An 18,205-nucleotide genomic window follows, 5' to 3' on the forward strand; every position below is an offset into this window, starting at 1 on the left:
TTTATTTCAAATAAAGTTTCATGTTCAATTAATAATAACCGACTTTAAGATTGCTCACTTCGACAGTTCCTGAATAACTGTTTATAGACCATAGATTCTTTTGTATCCCATAAATACGATTTGTATAGGCAACATTATCATTGATATATACTACACAAACCGAATTATCTGTACATATAGTCACATTATACACATTACCAGCGGGAGTATCGAAAAGATAACCGTCTATCCCGGCAATGAAACCTTTCCCTGCCACACCTTCCTCTTCAAAGTTTATTTTTCTCTTATTGTTATTATCTTCCGGATTCACGACAATTGTATAGTATTTTTCTGAATCTGTACCACGAACAAAAGAAAAACCAAACTTGTCTGCATTGCTTGCCGTTTTCACTGTAAATGAAATTTTATTATGCGCATTCAAGCGGTTGAAAAGCGCATACGAATTGCCGGTCAGAGTATAACTTCCGCTGTTTTCAGATACACCTTCACTCTTTTCCATTACTTTCACAACGGATTCGACATTATATTTCCGGCTAATACCTTCTACCAGCCCAAAAGATATTGTACCATCTTGATGTTGAACAATTTTATGGGCAACTAAATTTCCTGCCCATTCCGGTTCATTATCGGCGCCAACATCCGTATTATCATTGCCCGGGCGAGTCGGACACCATCCCCAGATATAGCGGTCTGTTCCGTCCGAGGCTGTTTTTCCGGCATAGAAGGCTCGGGAATCTAAAACTCCTTCTTTGCTGTCAGGAAAGGTAAGAGGATCTGACGATTTCTTCAACTCATCCAATGTGCACCCTTTAAAATATTGAACTTTACGGGACCATTTGGACATATCCGAATAAACGAGATACCACCAGTCACCCATTTTAAATACATCGGGACACTCATAAAAACGATCCCAGTGCATAGGCATAAATACACCTGCGTGATTCCAGTCTTTCATATCAGTAGACGTGTACTCGGCCAATACGCCTCTTCCATCTTTAGTGGTGGATACCAGCATATGGTATTTTCCATCTTCCCCTTCAAATACAAACGGGTCACGAAAATCGTTCTTGCTATAACCATCGGGATCACCTTTCAGATAGAAATTACGGTCTTTAGTCCAGTTCATGAAGTCACTGGAAGTCGCTACCATTACAACCTGACCATTTTCCGAAGACGTAGGCCTATATTTATTACCTGTATAGAAAGTGTAGTACAATTTATCCGCAGTATTATAAATAGTACTGCCTGTGCCAATCGCAGCATCCTGTTCAGCCAATCCACCACAAGAAATTAGTTCACCTAAAGCAATGTAATTACCTGCATCTTTAGTACTTAATGCCCAAATCGGATGGTAAGTCCCTGCCTGATTAGGACGGAATTCTTGTAAATACATTATCTTAAAATCCTTTGCAACCGGATCATAGAACGGCATCGGGTCTCCTACATAACCTGCATAAGGCTTATAATAAGTATCAAAACTTTTCGCATCAGTAGATTTAAAATAAGTAGCTGTTCCGTCCCAGTCTTTCTGAGTCAACACCGGATCATTGTTGTCACTGCAGCCTACAAAAGAAGTGAGCAAGGCAGCTAAAGTAAGTGAATATATCATTGTTTTCATAGATTATGTCTTTTATTTACTCATTAAATAATTAATTGCGTTCTCAGTCATCCGGGCTACATTCCCATGGTATTTATCCGCTGAAACATCTACTCCAAAAGCATACCAGTCATAACACCCCGAACCGATACATACAATGCCTCCCTTGGTATCTGCCGGTAAGTATTCCCATGCTACGATAGCACCATCGCCACCATAACCTAAATCAACTCCACCGGTTTTTTGTCTCCATGTCTCGTTATTAGCATAACCTCCCCAGTCAGAACCTATATGCCATTGTGCTGTACTATTCGTAATTCTGTATCCGGTATCGCATGTATATACATTGCTTGTTTCACCGTTCACCATTACCAGATTCTGATAAAGCGGATGGTCTTCATGTCCTTTCATCGAGAAACTCCATGGGCCACCGGTAATTTCCCCCGTTTCTTCCGACTGTCCCCAGCAGTTGTTAGGATTATTGCCATCCAGAGTCGCTCCTATTTTTGCAGCATAGAAAGTTGCATAGCGGGTGAGTAATAAGTTCACCCCATTATTATATAATTCTTTCATCTTAACCAAAGCGTTGACCGCAGCAGGAGCTGCCGCATCAAATTTGGTCATTGTATCAATTCCTCCATCAATATGCAGATGCCACCACATTATCTTACATTCGCTCAAGTCCACTCTACCGGCTTGTACATCTTCAAAAGAGATATATTGCGAATTTGCAATATTATTGAGCATCCAGGTAGCTGCCTCTTTTTCTTCAGCATTCAGCAAATCGATTGATGCAGCTAAACCGACATATACAGCACTTGGTGCATCCGTAGGGATGACTGTTACGGTATAAACTGCTGATGCTGTATTATATGTTACGGTAAAATCAACAGGATCGGTAAAATCAGCAGCCAGTCCTGATGCCGGTGTTACAACAGCACCGTCAGAAGTAGTTATTACCGGAACTAAATTCTTTACATCAACCGAGCCAGGAACACGTACTGTAATACTGCGTTTTGTATGGTCGATAACTCCGGCATATACATCATTCAACTTGAATGTAAGAATCTTCGCCTCATCATGCTTAATATTCACAGTATAGTCCATAAAAACATCGCTATTGGTGATTTTTATAACCTGAGGAAAAGAGAAATTCAGGACATCGCCTATCTTTACAGATGCTTTTGCACCATCGGAGAATTCGATAGCAGTAACAGTCATGGCATCCGTATCATATACTTCGGGAACTCCTACTGTTATCGTTTTCGCAGTACGGTCTATTACTCCCGAATAATTGTCATCCAGAGTAAAAGAAGAAATCCATGTATCTCCATCCAACTGAAGATCCGATTTATTGTCATCACTACATCCTGAAGCAACAAATACGATTGCACTTGCCAGAATAAACAAACTTATTTTATCTATTATCGTTTTCATATATTCGCGATTATAAAAAGATTACTATTACCATCCACCTATGTTCTGAGTATATTTTCCATTACTGGCACTCATTTGAGCAAATGGGATAGGGAGATATTCATTTTTATTCTTTGTAAATGAAGCGTTGGAATAGATAGTACAGTCATTAGCCTCTTGCGCAAAAAACTTGTTCAACACTTCAGCCGCTTCTCCCCATCTAACTAAATCGAAGAAACGCTCTGATTCGAGAGCCATCTCTACACGGCGTTCGAACTTCAATAAATTAAGAGCTTCCTGTTGTGAATAAGATCCCGTATAAGTTTGAATATTGAAATGGACACCATATTCCGTTTCATAATCTGAAACCATCGCAGTACTCTGTTTGGCACGGCTGCGTACCTGATTTATCAGGCTGATGGCTTCATTTATACGGCCATCGTTTAGCTGGATCAAAGCTTCGGCACGCATCAGTAATACATCAGCATAGCGCAACACGATACGATTCATAGGCGAACCCCACCATGAGCCCTTAATCAAATAATCGCCATCAGGATCAACGTTATGTTTCAATGTCACATAGTAGCCATAAAGCCCGTTACTACGACTCCATGTGGTAGACTCATCCATCATATAATTTTTGTTGAACTCGTAAGGGAATCCCGGCATACCTACAGTCAGGAATAAACGGGGATCTGCATAATCTGATTGAGGATCGTAATCCTTATTATTGAATGAATCAAATAAAGGGTAACCATTATTATCTGTTCTGAATGCGTTTACCAAGTTCTGGCTTGGTTTGTAAAAGTCACAGCCTCCGTCAGTTACTCCCGGAATATTGGGAACAATCAAACCATAAGACCAATTACAGTTACCATTGTTAGTACCATCATTCATTGAATATTGCATTGCCCATAGGGATTCCGGGCCATTTTCGTATTGAGGTTCGGGACGGAAATTGTTGTGGAAGTCTGGTTCTAACGCATAACCTCCTGCCGACATAATGCTGTTTTCTGTATATTTTACTACCTGCAACAGATCTTCTGTTCTGATGCCTGTCACTTCGTGACTTTTAGCATTGTCCTGATGGTATGCCTTATATAAATAAGTCTTTGCCAGATATGCAGCTGCCGCAGCTTTAGTAGGACGTCCCTTATCAGATTGTTTGACAGGAAGGTTATCATAAGCAAATTGGAAATCATCAGCAATCACCTGCCAACCTTCATCATTTGTATAAGCCGTATTAGAAAGAAAATTATATTCTTCCGGCGACAAACCGGCATCGTTAGCAAACACGATATTTTTGTATAGGCGTTTCAGCAAGAAATGGCCATGCCCTCGTAAAAAACGCATTTCGGCAATACGTTGCTGTTTCAGTGAATAAGTGTTTCCATCAACTTGCTCGAGCAATTGCAGGGCTGTATTTACACGTGATATGCAATTGTACAAACGCTGCCACATATCGCTGATATTCCAGGCAGTAGTCATGATTCCCTGCGAAACATCCAATGCATGAAATACATCGCCATCTTCCGTTCCATTACCTCCTTTATAGGCATCGTCTGAACGTACATCATAGTTCCACATAGAGAAGGAAGAATTGATATCTTCGGCGGTAATCCATACCGCATAAGCTGATATAACCAGGTTATCAATATACGCGGGGTCCTTAAGTTGTTCATCACTGATAGTTCCCTGAGGCACCTGGTCCTCCAGAAAACCGGAACAACCGCTATACATAAGTGAAAGTCCTAGAATTGCTATATATATTATTTTTTTCATAAGAAACTGATTTATTTTATTAAAAACCGACATTAACCCCAAAAGTCAAATTCATCGGAATAGGATAACCATAGTTTGCATTTTCAGGGTCTACACCTGTAAAACTCTTGCCTTTGATTGTCAATGTATTTTGTGCACTAAAGTAGAAACGGAGACGACTCATTTTCAACTTTTTCGCAAAATTTTCAGGGACATTATAACCGAGCTGTATATTACGTAGTTTCAAGAAAGAGCCATTCTCTACAAAATAAGTAGAGACACGCTTCTCATTATTTAAATCGCTGCGCGACAGTGCAGGAATATCCGAATTAGGATTAGTTGGAGACCAAGCATCAAGTACACGGTCGCCCTTGTTCAAGAAACCTATATTAAGACCGCTCCACAGATCAGTTTCTTTCTTCAAATCACTAATTACATCTACACCTTGTACACCTTGCCAGAACATAGTAAAATCAAAGTTCTTGTATTCCAGATAGATATTAAATCCATAGCTAAACGATGGAGTAGGATCATAAATCCATTGTTGATCTCTTTCATCAATCACACCATTATTGTCCAAATCGCGCCAGCGGATACGTCCTAAACCTGCACCTTCCTGTATTGCATGATTATCGACTTCTTCCTGAGATTTGAAAATACCGTCGGCTACATAGCCTACCTGAGAACCATTAGCATGCCCAATCACGCTTTGGACACCATTACCTCCAAAAGTTCCATTTGCTGCAACTGTAGCCGGCAATGCTGTAATTTCATTCCGATAAGAAGATATATTTGCATTTAAGTCGTACTTCAGACCAAAAGAAGTTTTATTGCGATAGCCGAGATTGAATTCAAAGCCGGTATTCTTCATTTCACCGGCATTAATCCATTGGGTACTACCTTCTCCCATTGCCGCAATACCTGCCATTTGCACCAAAATATCTGTTGTTTTCTTATAGAACATATCGAATGATCCATACAAACTCTGTTTAAGAACCGAAAAGTCAAGCCCGAGATTGGTTTGGGTCGTTGTTTCCCATTTTATATCATTATTGCCTATTTGGTTACGCTTGAACCCAGATTGCAAGATACTTCCTCCGTTGGTTCCGGCAATATCATAAGAAGTACCATAGCTTTGTCCTCCCGATTCTGTTACACCATAATTAGGAACATAAATAGTATAGCGGGCAATATTGGATATTTCCTGATTGCCTGTCTGCCCCCATGAACCACGGATTTTCAAATCATCGATCCAAGTGAGGTCTTTCATAAAGTTTTCACTGCTTATACGCCATCCCAACGAAAAAGAAGGGAAAGTTGCATATCGGTTATTCTTTCCGAAACGGGAAGAGCCATCATGACGTAAGGTTAATGAAGCCAGATACTTATCATCATAAGTATAATTCAACTTTCCAAAGAATGAAACCAAAGAGAAACCTTCTCCCGAACCGTAAGCCTGTGCCGTACCCGAACCGGCATTTGGCCACATATAATCGGGATTTAAAATGGAGAAATCTTCTTTATAGCCAGAGAAATAACTATCATCTTCACGGTTAAGTTCCGTACCCACCATCGCATCACCCCGATGTTTGCCTACTTCTACATTATAAGTGGCAATAGCATTCCACATCCATTTAGTCCAATGTTCTTGTTTGGCTTCCACGGCGTTCTTGTTGTTGGCAACATTCCCTTCAGTGATCGGATAGGTAAAGATGCGTTGTGATTTCTGGGCATAATCCAATCCGAATGTAGAACGCAGATTAAATCCCTTAAACGGATTGAGGTTTATATAAGCATCACCAAACATGCGCCAGTATGTATAACGGTTATCTGAGTTACGGTCTAATCTTGCAACCGGATTTTCACGGTCTGGATAACCGCCTACAGGGCCTGCATATCCTCCATTGATATCATAAACAGGGAGAGAAGGGTTAAACTGTAATACATTCTGCAAAAATCCTCCCGGAGCCTGTACTTCCGAAGTCCGGTTCAAAGTGAAATGCTCTCCGACAGTTAACATTTTACCGATCAGGTTATATTCGGTATTCATACGAGCTGAAAAGCGTTCAAAATCAGTATCTTTTATGATACCCAGATTCTTATAATAACCCAAAGAGAAAAACGAACTCCCTTTTTCCGAACCATTGCTTACTGATACATTATATTGCTGTATAAAACCGGTACGGGTCGTTTCATCAAACCAGTCTGTATCTGCCGCCGGAACTGTGTTGCCGGAATCAAGATACTTAGACATACTGATACTGTTCAGCTGCGGGTACCCATCTGCATTGTATCCCCAATTATATTTATAGCCCAAAGCATTTGTATTAGGATCTTGCCCTTCATTTACGTAAGCTTGCCACATGGCGCGGCCATATCCTTCGGAGTTTAATACTTTCATCTTATTGGTATACATGGAAGCTGCAATAGAGGCATCAAAATTAATTTTCAACTGACCGTTTCTGCCTTTTTTAGTTGTAATGATGATAACGCCATTTGCAGCACGAGATCCATAGATAGAAGCAGAAGCCCCATCTTTCAAAACCTGAATGGACTCGATGTCATTACCATTCAATTCGTGCATTCCCGATTTAGTAGGCACACCATCTATAATGTAAAGAGGGTCATTGTTATTCAAGGTTCCTATACCCCGGATACGGATGGTAGTATTACCGCTCGGATTACCATCAGCTGTAATATTCATTCCCGGGACACGTCCTTGCAGGGCTTTCATCGGATTGTTCTCATTCTGCTTTGCAATTTCATCTATACTGACTACAGAGATAGCACCGGTCAGATCAGCTTTGCGCTGGGTGGTATATCCCGTTACGACTACTTCTTTTAACATTTCCTGGTCTTCTTCCAAAACAATATTCAATATAGCCTGCGCTTTTACCTGAACAGCCTTAAATCCGACATAAGAAATAAGAAGTTCTGTCCCATCCTCAACTGATAGTGTAAAGTTGCCTTCAGGATCGGTAGTAGTTCCATTTGTTTTTTTATTAGTATCCAGTACTGTAGCACCAATAATTGGTTCTCCATCAGTTTTGGAAACCACTTTTCCTTGTACTGTCAGGGTTTGCGCCTGAACAATCGTGCACATTAAAAGGAAGAGTGCACATAGAAGTGATTTTTTCATGCCTTCCATTCTTAGATTCTGTTATATTAATGTTTCAAATAGTTATGTTTGATCAACCTCTATTAAGGAGATCATGTTTGTCTTTGGCTCTAACATCCCTTCTACTTCCGATTCCAGGTATAGATAGCCCCATAATATGAGAAAAGAAACAACTTGAAGATTTTCCTTATTTTTTTCATCATGGTATGAATTTAGAAAATTGGTTAATTATTACTATTACAAATCGATCTGCATACAAAGAACTTTTTATTAAAGCATCAGGGCTATAAAAAAATGGTCAAAAGCTATCAAAAATGTTGCTTTGCATTATAAAGCAATGGTGTAGCAGAAAGAATACAATAATAAAAATCCTCATTATCAGACAAGTACATAAAATAAAGCAGGATAGAGATAAATCAACATAACAACTTTTCAACTTACTTTTTACTTAATACTTCAAAGAACTCCTTTTTTTGTAAACTAGTACACTAAAAGCTAATACTGTCTTGTACTAAAATAGCTTTACAAAAAATAGAGTTTATAACCTTTAAAAAGTATTAAGATAGCCCGTCAAGTACATAAGGATTTTCCATGCATGGGAGCCAATAAGCTCCGTATCTATTTAATCCCCAAGTTTGAACAGGTAGGTCTTCACATAGGACGGGATACCTTTTTGAACCTATTAGCTGATAATCATATGCTAGTAAAGTGTAGCCGAAGCCGTCGCAAGACTATCTTTTCTCATCACCGGTTTTGATCCGGGACTACAACCCAACTGTTCCTAATCAACTATGAATAAGTGATATTACTTATATAGAAGTCGGATATGGCTTCATATATCTATCATTGATTACCAATGCTTTCTCTTGCAAAATTGTTGGGTAATTTTGCTTACCCATACCTCTGGAAAGAAAATAAAGCTGACACAGAATATAAGGAAGCATGGAGTGATCCGAGAATATCTAAAGTGGAAAAGAATCATAAAGAACAAGATAAATATCTGAATATTTCAAAGAATTTGAAGAAAAGTATGCGTAAAAAAAGATAGTATGTAATCAAACTCAATTCAATCTGACAGGGTGGCTTATCTATGATTGTCAGATTACTATCTATGGTTTATTCAGTCTCGTGATCTCCATTGGTAAGAATACTTTGTCGTCGTATTATCTGTTTCAAAACAAGCAGTTATCGGAATACTCATAAAAAATCCCTCCAAATATCCCATTTTAAGAGAAGTATTTGGAGGGACTTATAGCTAAAACGATTTCTTTCTTTACTGTCTGTTGAAACTGATTTTTGCGATGGCTTTTGTCGCCTGAAAATTCACAGGATCACTAATACCCAGTTCAATCAATTTATCCAGTTGCAATCCATTGCAATAGAATGTATAGTCTTGTTCAATGGTCAATATCCCATTTTCAACCGATGCCTTCATCGAATAGGATTCACTACTCTTATTTATTAAAGTTAATACTCCTTCAGAAAAAGTATAGGTACCGGTACTTGGTTCAGGTTCATCCTTATCTTCTTCTATAAAGGTTCCATCACTTTTAAGGGTAATCGTGGTTTCTTTGAAATCATCTGTCGCTGCTGCAATGATTTCCGGTTTTATTTTTTCATCATTAACTGTACTATTGGTTTTGATTTCTCCGGCTGCCACGGATTTGAATTTCCATGTCCCGACAATGGAATTATTCTCTTTTTCCTCGTCATCATTAGAACAAGAAACTACAGTTAATGACAGGAATAATACCATCGACATAACCGATAAAACTTTTAATCTTTCTTTCATTTTCTTTTGTTTTAAATTAATAATTAAGTGAGCGAATTTATATTTTATATAAGTTTATATTTTGTCTGTTCCCTTATTTGCTGGGAGTCAAAAACTACAGGAATATCCAATTGTAGCCAAAGAGTTATTTGTTGCCGGCCGGTTCACCACTGACCGCCATTGGAAGTTATAGGCTAAGGTGATTGAATGCCGCTGTATAGGTGAATAGGAACTGTTGATACGGCACATAAAAACTTCATTCTGTTTTGTCCCTTCCAGACTTCCGGTATTATAAGATAAAGATCCTGCCAGATTGACTTTCTTTTTAAACAGACGGCTCGAAATTCCCAGTGTCGGACCCCAGGTTAGCGTGTTGCCATTCAATATTCTACTATTGTTAAAATTCAAGGCACCGTTTAGAGATAAACCTGATTTCAAAAAAGTCCAAGAGTAAGAAGTGCCGGCATTTACCATTTCTGTTACACTTCCCGGATGATATATCCCGCCTTGCTTATTTGCGGCATCCTGATAGGACAGGTTGATATTCAGGTTATGCAACTGAACTTCATTCTTTTTGGTAATAACATTCATATTCAAATTCGCCGACTGGCTGAGCTGTACAAAATTCAACGTATCCAGCCTGTCCAGGTTATTCTCCTGATTGATCAGCTCGAAGTTGGAGCGAACATTGGTATAAGTCTGAAAGTTGGTATAGGAAAGGTTTGCATTCACCCTTTCACTGAAAGAGGCTGTTACATTTCCGGAAGCCACAACCCTCGAAGATGCGCTGGCCTTGCTTTTTTTCAGGTCGTCATGCTCATAGCCCACACTCAGGCTGACACTCATCTTATTTTCCCAAAACGACTGATAAGCATTGACTGTTATATTCTCTATATCATTCGTAAAGTAATAAGCCCCTAATGTGCGGTAATTCGGATCGATACGCTCATAAGCTACACCGAAACGGTTTGTCTCGCCTACATAACTTAACTGCGCCTTGAACGCATGGTAAACGGCAGAAGACATATTACTACCCGCCCACAGACCTAATATACCGTCCATATCATCATCTGCTGAGCGTATATCTGTAGTTAGCATGCTTATTCCGTATTCTCCGCTGACTTCGATAAAATTGACTGGCTTGTACAGGAATGATATGCTTCCGGCCAGATTTTCCATTGGCGTTATACCGAGGCTGTCAGGGGGAATAGCCAATGAAGATATTTTATCCTTTGCACTGAATAGATTAATTGATACTTGATATTTTTCCTTAACCCTGCCTGCTTTGAATCCGTAACCCATGCGCTTATAGGTTGGAAGGAAAGCCGGATTGGAGTCATCAAATTCTACTGCTTTCTGAAAACGTCCGTACATAGCCGAAAATTCCCAGCCGTCGGGTGTAAGTTCCACTCCGGCCCCGGTAAAGATATGCCCGTTCAGCGTATAAGGAGAGAAAGTCATCGAAACGTCCCCGATATGCCCTGTAATCCATTTATACGAAGGATGGATACTTAAACGGTTGGGGCTCGATGGAAGCTTGTAACTACTACCGGAATTGGTAAGGCTGAATGAAAATGGAAGATTGACCTGCCCGTATATATTCAGATTGACATTACCGTTCAGGTAATAGGCCCAGGGGTCACGCCCAGAAGCTCCGTTTCCTGCATTGACAACGGAATTCGCGGAGAAACCTCCTGTCAGTTTCAACGGATTGCCTTTTCCAAACAGGTTTTTCATATCTTCAATACGAAAGCTTTGTGCTTGTAAGTTTGTTGTAGTTATTATAAATAAAGCCGTTAAGGGTATAAAGAGGCGTCTAATCATTTTTCTGGATTTTGATATCTGTTAGTATATATGAGCTTTCTTTACCTGAGTTTATCAATGCCTTTATTAAAATCGCACCTTTACGACCATCCGAAGTTTCAAACAATACGACGCGCGGCAGTGGGCTGGCGGTGAAGAATTCGTCCCGATAGCTTACTGTTGAAATCTGTAGGTTTTTAAGTAAAGCGTCTGTTGTCATTGTATTAAACTGGTCGGGAGTAAGGGATATGGGGCTCAATTCTGTTTTGTTTATGAATTTGGTTGGCTTGGCGTTGGGTATTTCGGGTAATGCTGTTTCATACAGCTTGTCCGGTGAAACAAATTGGTTATAGGTAAAATCAGCGTTTAATCCGAAAAAGGCAATATCGACCAGCGCTCCATTGCCGCTGTTGATCTCAGAAGTCTTGAATACGCGCCTTAGTTTAGTTGAGTAAAGGGAACCTATTGTTTCCGAGGCTGTATTAATGCCTAACTTTATATCCTTATGGGTTCTCAGGTTTGTATTTGCCTTTACTGTGATATTCTGTGAGACCCGCTTGGTATATTTTCCATTAGACACATTCAGGTAAACGGTATATTGCCCGGCAATAGGGAAATGGATACCGGCTTCGGCTGAAGTATTATTTGTAATGGTAGCATTGGCGCATTCCCACCAAAGGGTTTCAACACCTTGTAACTGTGACTCAAAAGTTGCCCGCAAAGGGGCTTCCATATCATCCATATCTTCAAAAGAGGGTATAATGCTAAAAGAGACATCCAACGGTTCGCGGACAGTGATCTCCTGTTCTGATGTAAATATTGCACTGCCGTTATCGACGGTCAAGCGGATGGTGTATGTTCCTTGATTGGCGTAAGTAATGTCCGGTGGATTTTGCTCGTCATAGGAGGATGGTTCGCCTCCCTCAAATGTCCAGTGATATGTGCTTCCACCTACTGAGAGGTTAGTTATTTTGTATATCGCAGGAGCGTAATTGTTTATATCTACTTCGCCTTTAAATCGCGCCGTTACGGCGCTGTCTACTCTTACAGTATATGCTTTTGATATGCGGTTGCCGTCATTCCATGCTTCTAATGTAATCATGTGTTCTCCGGGTTCCGTAAATACAACTGTTCCCGGATTTTCCTTTGTAGAAGTAGCAGGTTCGCCGCCTTCAAAAGTCCACTGAAAACTACTCGCGCTTTTTGTTCTGTTCTCTATAGTTACGGACAGGGGCGAAGTGTGATTGCCATCCTTGATATGTAAAGCAACGTCTATCTCAACAGGGATAGTCTGCTCGGTGTGGCAGGAGTAGAATTGTATCAGTGTTAGCAGGTATATTAGTTTTTTCATTTATTGTTATTCTTTTATTTTCAGGATTTATAATCCGCTATGTATTCGAATGGATGAGGATAGAATCCCCTCGTTCGGTAGCGGAGAAAAAACATCAAGCCAATCTTTAACAGCAAAGCTGATAAAGTAAAGCCCATCCGGATTATGAAATTTATACCTTCTACTCATAATAGTTATAATCTATTTTTGCTGCGCAACACACGGACTAGAAGTCCGCGCGAGCGGGTGTCTGGAATTTCTAAAATCCATTTTCTTTTAATCGAACTATAAAATCATTATGTATTCTTAATAATTCATTTAGTATGTTTTGTAAATCTTCTATAGAAGTAGCAATAGGAAATTTATGTTTTACCATGTTATTAAAATCTGCATTTTGCAAAGTAGCAATACTATTAAATCTACCTGATATGTTTTCTGAATCGTCATTATATCGTATGGTATAAAAACATTCTATGAAACCATATTTAAAAGAAAAAAGAAATCGGATTATATAATTACTAATAAAATAATCTTTGTAGAACAACTTCTCTTTCGAACTAAACTCCATATCAATTTTGTTCATGAGTAATATTTCTAAAATATCTTTCTTCTGGAAATTTTTCCCATTATCAAAATCAGAATATCGATTACATATATCAATATATTTTTTTGAGAATTCTATTTTATTTAAAATGTCTATTAATTTATTTTCCATATTGCATTTATTCGTCTAAATATTTAATTCTAATTTCAACACTTTTTTTCGTATTAAAGTCACGGAGAATTTTTTGATATTCTGTACTGCTTTCAAAGAACATTTTATTGGAGCTTGGTATTTCCAGATAATAATCTCCTTCTAAAATTCCTAACGTTTTACTTGAATTAATTTTAGTGCCTTTTTTGTATTTCGTTATTAATTCATTTAAATAATTTTCGAAAGTTTGAGGTTGAATTTCAGATAAAGTTGTTGCCTTTCGAGAAATTATCTCTTTTCCAGGAATATAAGAATCTAAACGTTTGCCATTTTCTAATACAATTTCGTTATAATCATAAGTATCTCTTGCTTTCCTATTAAAGTCATTACCGCGTTTAAATAGAGCCTGTACCTCTTCCCAAGATAATTTCTTACTTTTTGAAGCGGCAATATCTTTAATTTCGTCTCCTAATTCTTCGACAATATCCTTATCAAGGATTCCATCTTTAATAGCTTTGGTAATATTACTACTTACGCCATCTTCAATAGCATCATCAAAATGCCGGATTATATTTGTAGCAGCTTCCTCTAATACATCATCTGCTTTTTTCTTGACGAGTTCCCCAGTCTCCTCGACCGCATCAGTCAATTTTTTCCCTTTCGTCGCAAAGCCTCCATAGAGCATACTTGCCACTTGAACTCCGTCTTTTCCTATTTCGTGGTAAGTTATATAATCCGGGCTGTTAGCATACTTATCCCATTTATCTTTAATAGCTCCGGCGGCAGCTTCTTTTATCGTGCTTAGGTTAATCCCCTTGATGCTGTTCCACATGGCTTGAGCCATCTCTTTATCGGTCGTAATCTCAAGTCCGAGTTTTACCAGTTGTGCCGTACCGGTTATCTCCTCAATCGCTCCGTCCGCTACTCCTACAAAGGTAGGCGCAGCCTTTAACGGATAATCCTTATATTTAGGATCGCTTTGGTTCCAGTATGTTTCAGGCAAAGCCGCATGATCGTAAATAGACGTTCCGGCATCACATAAGACACTTCCCCATTCATACCAGCGTAAGCCATCGCCAAAGCGGAATTCGCCTCCATCTTCCGTTGCAAAAGGAGTTACAGTTGTCTGGGATATTTTTGTATTACCGTTTTCATCGACTTGGAAAGCATCCAGTTTTTTGTTGATAATATCGGTTATAACTTGTTTGGTTTCATCATCCCAATTACCGGATATTTCCGCTTTCCATTTCTTCGCAGCTTGGTCATACTTATACTCGACACCGCCTTTGCCGCCTGTGGTTAATTCGTGCTTTTTACCGTTCCGGTCTGTTATACTGACATTCCAGTTACTGATAAGGCGTTTATTCAGGCCAGAGAGGTTAGACCCCATACTTTTCCAATCAGGTTCGGAACTAACTGTTCCTGCGCAAGGATTTTTGACAGGTGCCGAATAGACAAGTGTTGACGATTGGATATTATTTTTATACCCGGCAGCCCGTTCAAAGAAGCTAAACACATCAGAAGTAGAAAATACAGATTTATCCAATACTCCGAATGTAATCTTATATACATTTAATACAGATTTATCTTTATCAAAGATTATCCGATAGACAATGTCATTATCTTTTACACTTCTCAAAGTCGAACTGCGAGATGTGTTATTCTTCGTATTCAGGTAATCCTTAAAGTAAAAGCCTGTTCCGGTGCTTTCGGTTTCATCACAAACCCATTTGTTCCCTTGTTCATCTGTAAATGCAAACAAGTAATCATTGTAGCCTGTTGTTGAGCAGAACGGATGTATTGTAATCTTTTCCAGTTCAATCACACGTCCACCCGGTAAGCCATATAATGCTTTTTCTTTAATATAAAGCCCGTCAGATTTTGCACTCATCCCGCTCTTATCCTTCTGGAACAACCCTATCACATGCCCCGGCGCCCTTGTCTGATCCCATTGCAGTTTCACCAGTTCCGTACCAGTTCCGTACTCCATCAGGTTGTCTTTTAGGTCTCCTTTACCGAAACTGTTCCGTACCGGCCTGTCGAACGGATGCTCCAGATTGAATGCACCGTGACCGACTTCATGGGCAATAGTCCGTATAGTCGCATTCGGGAACAGGTAGCCAAACTGCGAACCCAGCGGCATATCGCCTTCTGTTCCGCTTTCGCTGGCTTTATCACCTATTACAAATAGATACAAACCATCTTCCTGATACTCTCCCGACTGCTTAAAGGCTTCGTTAATAGCCTTCATATCATCGGTAAACATCGACAACAATCCGCTGCCCGTCACATTAAAGGTCGAGCCATTCTTTGGTGTATAGCTGAACGGTTTCTCCAGCACATTCACCGTCCAGTGAATACCCACCTTGCCGTATATTTCATTCAGGCCGTTTTGTACGGCTTGCCCATCCAGATTGTTATTTTTTCCATTGACAGGAACAAGGGTCACTTTCCTTTCCAGTGGCTCATGGGTAAAGATATTCAGCTTGCCCAGTGTCTCATATTTACCGTCGCCTATGTCCTGTACGGCATACAGTTCCTGCCCGTCGTTAGCCTGTCCGCCGACGATGGTCAGCGTCCACCCTTTGGTTTGGTTATCATATGTTGCCGGATATTCCCTGCCTTTACCCGTTACAAAGCGTACTTTCTCAGGAATAAGCTTATTATCCTTATTTTCTTTAATATATACGGCTATTTCATCACTCGCACCCGGCAACATAAACTTGGCCGAGGCTGTTATGGCTGTACCTTCTGCTTTGTACTGGTCTTTGTACTCGGTTACCTTGTCATATACATCCCTGTATTCATCCAAAGCATATTTTGTATTCTTGGTCGATTTGAATGATAAAGCAGCAAGCTTGCTTTGTGTATCTCTCGTTGCGTTATCCAGCTTGATTTCCGAAACTTTGGAAACAGGCTTCACCTCTCCCTTTTCGTTTACTTCGTAGGTATTGCCTTCCTTATCCTCGATAGTAGCCGGCATGGTATCCGCTTCTACCTTATGCTCCTTACCTTCGCTGTCGGTCAGGATAAAGGTGTATTTGCCGTTCTCGCCCTTAGATATAGTATAGTCGGTTCCTTCCTTTACTTCATCCTTTGTCCCATCTGCTTTTAACGGCAGGGCTTTAATGTCCGGATTGATTGTATAGTCTACCTTAAAGGCCGCCTGTTCTTCATCGCTGCGGATATCCCCCACACCTTTACCTCCTGTCTGGTACTGGTCGGCATCGAATAAAAGGTTATTGTTCTTCGTGTCGTATTTCGTTTCGAAGAAACCTTCTACCAGCCGGTTATCGGTATTGACAACAATATCTTTGAAAGTTACCGCTATCTGAGCTCCCTGTAAGTACGGAATGCCCACATACCCCTCGCCGGTGAACCGTCCAGAACCGCTTACCTTTGTGATAAACACAGGGAAATCTCCCACCAATACAGGCATGCCTGATTGCAGTTCGCGCGCAGGAGTCCGGTTGGTCAGGCTGATATCCGGCATCAACCCGCAATTAGGCCCGTTTTCCTGTCTGTCGGGTATATGGAAAGCCTGAAGATCATTATACCGGAAAGCATCCCCTGCCACACAGCGCGATCCGATGCGGTATTCATAATCTTTTCCCGCCTGCAAGTTATACAGTTGGCTTAACAATGGTTTATTTATAGTTCCGGTATACCATCTGCTTGTTCCCTTTTTACGGTATTCGACGGTATATTCCATCGCCCCGACATCCTGCCAACTAATATCGACATGCCCGTTTTCATAGATGGCTCCGCAGCTTTGCACGGTTTTGCAGTCGGCGGTGTAATCAAACCAGGATACCGGACTATAACCATTATTTTTAAAAACACTGATCTCATCTACGCCTTCACGGGCTTTGGCCTGTACCCTCCAGGCATAACGCATGCCCGGAATCAATAATGGTTGCGCAACGGTATGTATAAAGGATGTGGATTTGGTCGTTTCGGTATAAAGAACCCTCGAATAATCAAAGGCAGCTTCGGGGGCTACCTGTTTGTCATAAATTTCGACCAATGATATATCGTATTCCGTCCCGTAAGCTGCTGCTATGGAGTTCATATGCTTAGGCGTCCATGAGAACATAATGGACGGGATATTGTTTTCTTTTATTACCGAGCCTTTTTGCGGCAGGTTCAGTACCGGCGGTTCCCCCGAAGCGATCATCGCCTGGGCAAAGCCCGTTTTCGTATTGCTGACAAGGCGGTTTGTCCCAACCTCATAGGCTTCAAAATGAAAACGGTAAAAATTATCGGGGAGCATCTGTGTCCGGTAGAACTCGCTCTGCCCTCCGCTGACCCGCAGGTTCTCCTTTTTGAAATAAGGTTCCAGATCGTTCAGCGACAGGGTCAAGGGCATACCTGCCTGAAGCTCTATTTGCGGGGTATAGACCTCCGGTGGAGTAACCGCTGAAAACGAAGAAGAAAGTATCTTCATACGGAGATATACTTTCACCAGCGGTTGCTGCATATCCGTATTAATAAGCATTACTTTCAGCTTTGCCTGTGTCCCGGTATAGTAAGCCGGTATATGAGCTGTGTATGGGGGCGCCAGCTGGGTGTACACCTGTACCGGATAGGTTTGTTGCTGTCCGTATGTTCCCACACTAGCCAGACACAGGATCAGGATGTACATCCAACGCAGGAATACGTTGTTCATAATCTGTCGCTTATTATACTGCCGGTTCATCTATATTTTCGTTTTA

General features: G+C 40.4%; 10 protein-coding genes. 1 reads left to right on the forward strand and 9 read right to left on the reverse strand.

Going from position 1 to position 18,205, the window contains the following annotated elements; genetic code table 11:
• Positions 1 to 28 precede the first annotated feature (28 nt).
• From B3317_RS12485 to B3317_RS12500, 4 genes are read right to left on the reverse strand one after another with little or no spacing between them, the layout of a single operon-like run.
• On the reverse strand, positions 29 to 1,618 hold the full coding sequence (locus B3317_RS12485; RefSeq protein WP_291112041.1) for a glycoside hydrolase family 32 protein: 1,590 nt from the start codon (positions 1,616 to 1,618) through the stop codon (positions 29 to 31).
• 12 nt (positions 1,619 to 1,630) lie between these two features.
• Positions 1,631 to 3,034 carry a DUF4960 domain-containing protein gene (locus tag B3317_RS12490; protein WP_291112044.1) on the reverse strand — a complete coding sequence of 468 codons (1,404 nt, stop codon included), beginning with the start codon at positions 3,032 to 3,034 and terminating at the stop codon, positions 1,631 to 1,633.
• A gap of 27 nt (positions 3,035 to 3,061) precedes the next feature.
• Positions 3,062 to 4,795 carry a RagB/SusD family nutrient uptake outer membrane protein gene (locus B3317_RS12495; protein ID WP_291112047.1) on the reverse strand — a complete coding sequence of 578 codons (1,734 nt, stop codon included), beginning with the start codon at positions 4,793 to 4,795 and terminating at the stop codon, positions 3,062 to 3,064.
• Between the two features lie 19 nt (positions 4,796 to 4,814).
• Entirely contained in the window at positions 4,815 to 7,913 is a 3,099-nt protein-coding gene (locus tag B3317_RS12500) for a SusC/RagA family TonB-linked outer membrane protein (protein ID WP_291112050.1), read from the reverse strand.
• 835 nt (positions 7,914 to 8,748) lie between these two features.
• Between B3317_RS12500 and B3317_RS12505 the strand changes: the two genes are divergently transcribed.
• Entirely contained in the window at positions 8,749 to 8,940 is a 192-nt protein-coding gene (locus B3317_RS12505) for a hypothetical protein (RefSeq protein WP_291112052.1), read from the forward strand.
• Between the two features lie 225 nt (positions 8,941 to 9,165).
• Here B3317_RS12505 and B3317_RS12510 read toward each other — a convergent pair whose 3' ends face one another.
• The 5 genes from B3317_RS12510 to B3317_RS12530 all read right to left on the reverse strand — a co-directional run bounded on the left by B3317_RS12510 (position 9,166) and on the right by B3317_RS12530 (position 18,159).
• Positions 9,166 to 9,684: a lipocalin family protein gene (locus B3317_RS12510; RefSeq protein WP_291112055.1), complete on the reverse strand. Its 519-nt coding sequence runs from the start codon at positions 9,682 to 9,684 to the stop codon at positions 9,166 to 9,168.
• A gap of 87 nt (positions 9,685 to 9,771) precedes the next feature.
• Positions 9,772 to 11,400, reverse strand: a complete 1,629-nt coding sequence (locus tag B3317_RS12515; protein WP_291112057.1) for a hypothetical protein — start codon at positions 11,398 to 11,400, stop codon at positions 9,772 to 9,774.
• A 79-nt stretch (positions 11,401 to 11,479) separates the two neighbouring features.
• Positions 11,480 to 12,817: a PKD domain-containing protein gene (locus B3317_RS12520; RefSeq protein WP_291112060.1), complete on the reverse strand. Its 1,338-nt coding sequence runs from the start codon at positions 12,815 to 12,817 to the stop codon at positions 11,480 to 11,482.
• 238 nt (positions 12,818 to 13,055) lie between these two features.
• Positions 13,056 to 13,511 carry a hypothetical protein gene (locus B3317_RS12525; protein WP_291112062.1) on the reverse strand — a complete coding sequence of 152 codons (456 nt, stop codon included), beginning with the start codon at positions 13,509 to 13,511 and terminating at the stop codon, positions 13,056 to 13,058.
• A gap of 7 nt (positions 13,512 to 13,518) precedes the next feature.
• Positions 13,519 to 18,159, reverse strand: a complete 4,641-nt coding sequence (locus B3317_RS12530; RefSeq protein ID WP_291112064.1) for a hypothetical protein — start codon at positions 18,157 to 18,159, stop codon at positions 13,519 to 13,521.
• Between the last annotated feature and the right edge of the window lie 46 nt (positions 18,160 to 18,205).

Origin of the sequence: Dysgonomonas sp. UBA7710 (assembly GCF_002482385.1) — a bacterium.
Lineage (GTDB): Bacteria > Bacteroidota > Bacteroidia > Bacteroidales > Dysgonomonadaceae > Dysgonomonas.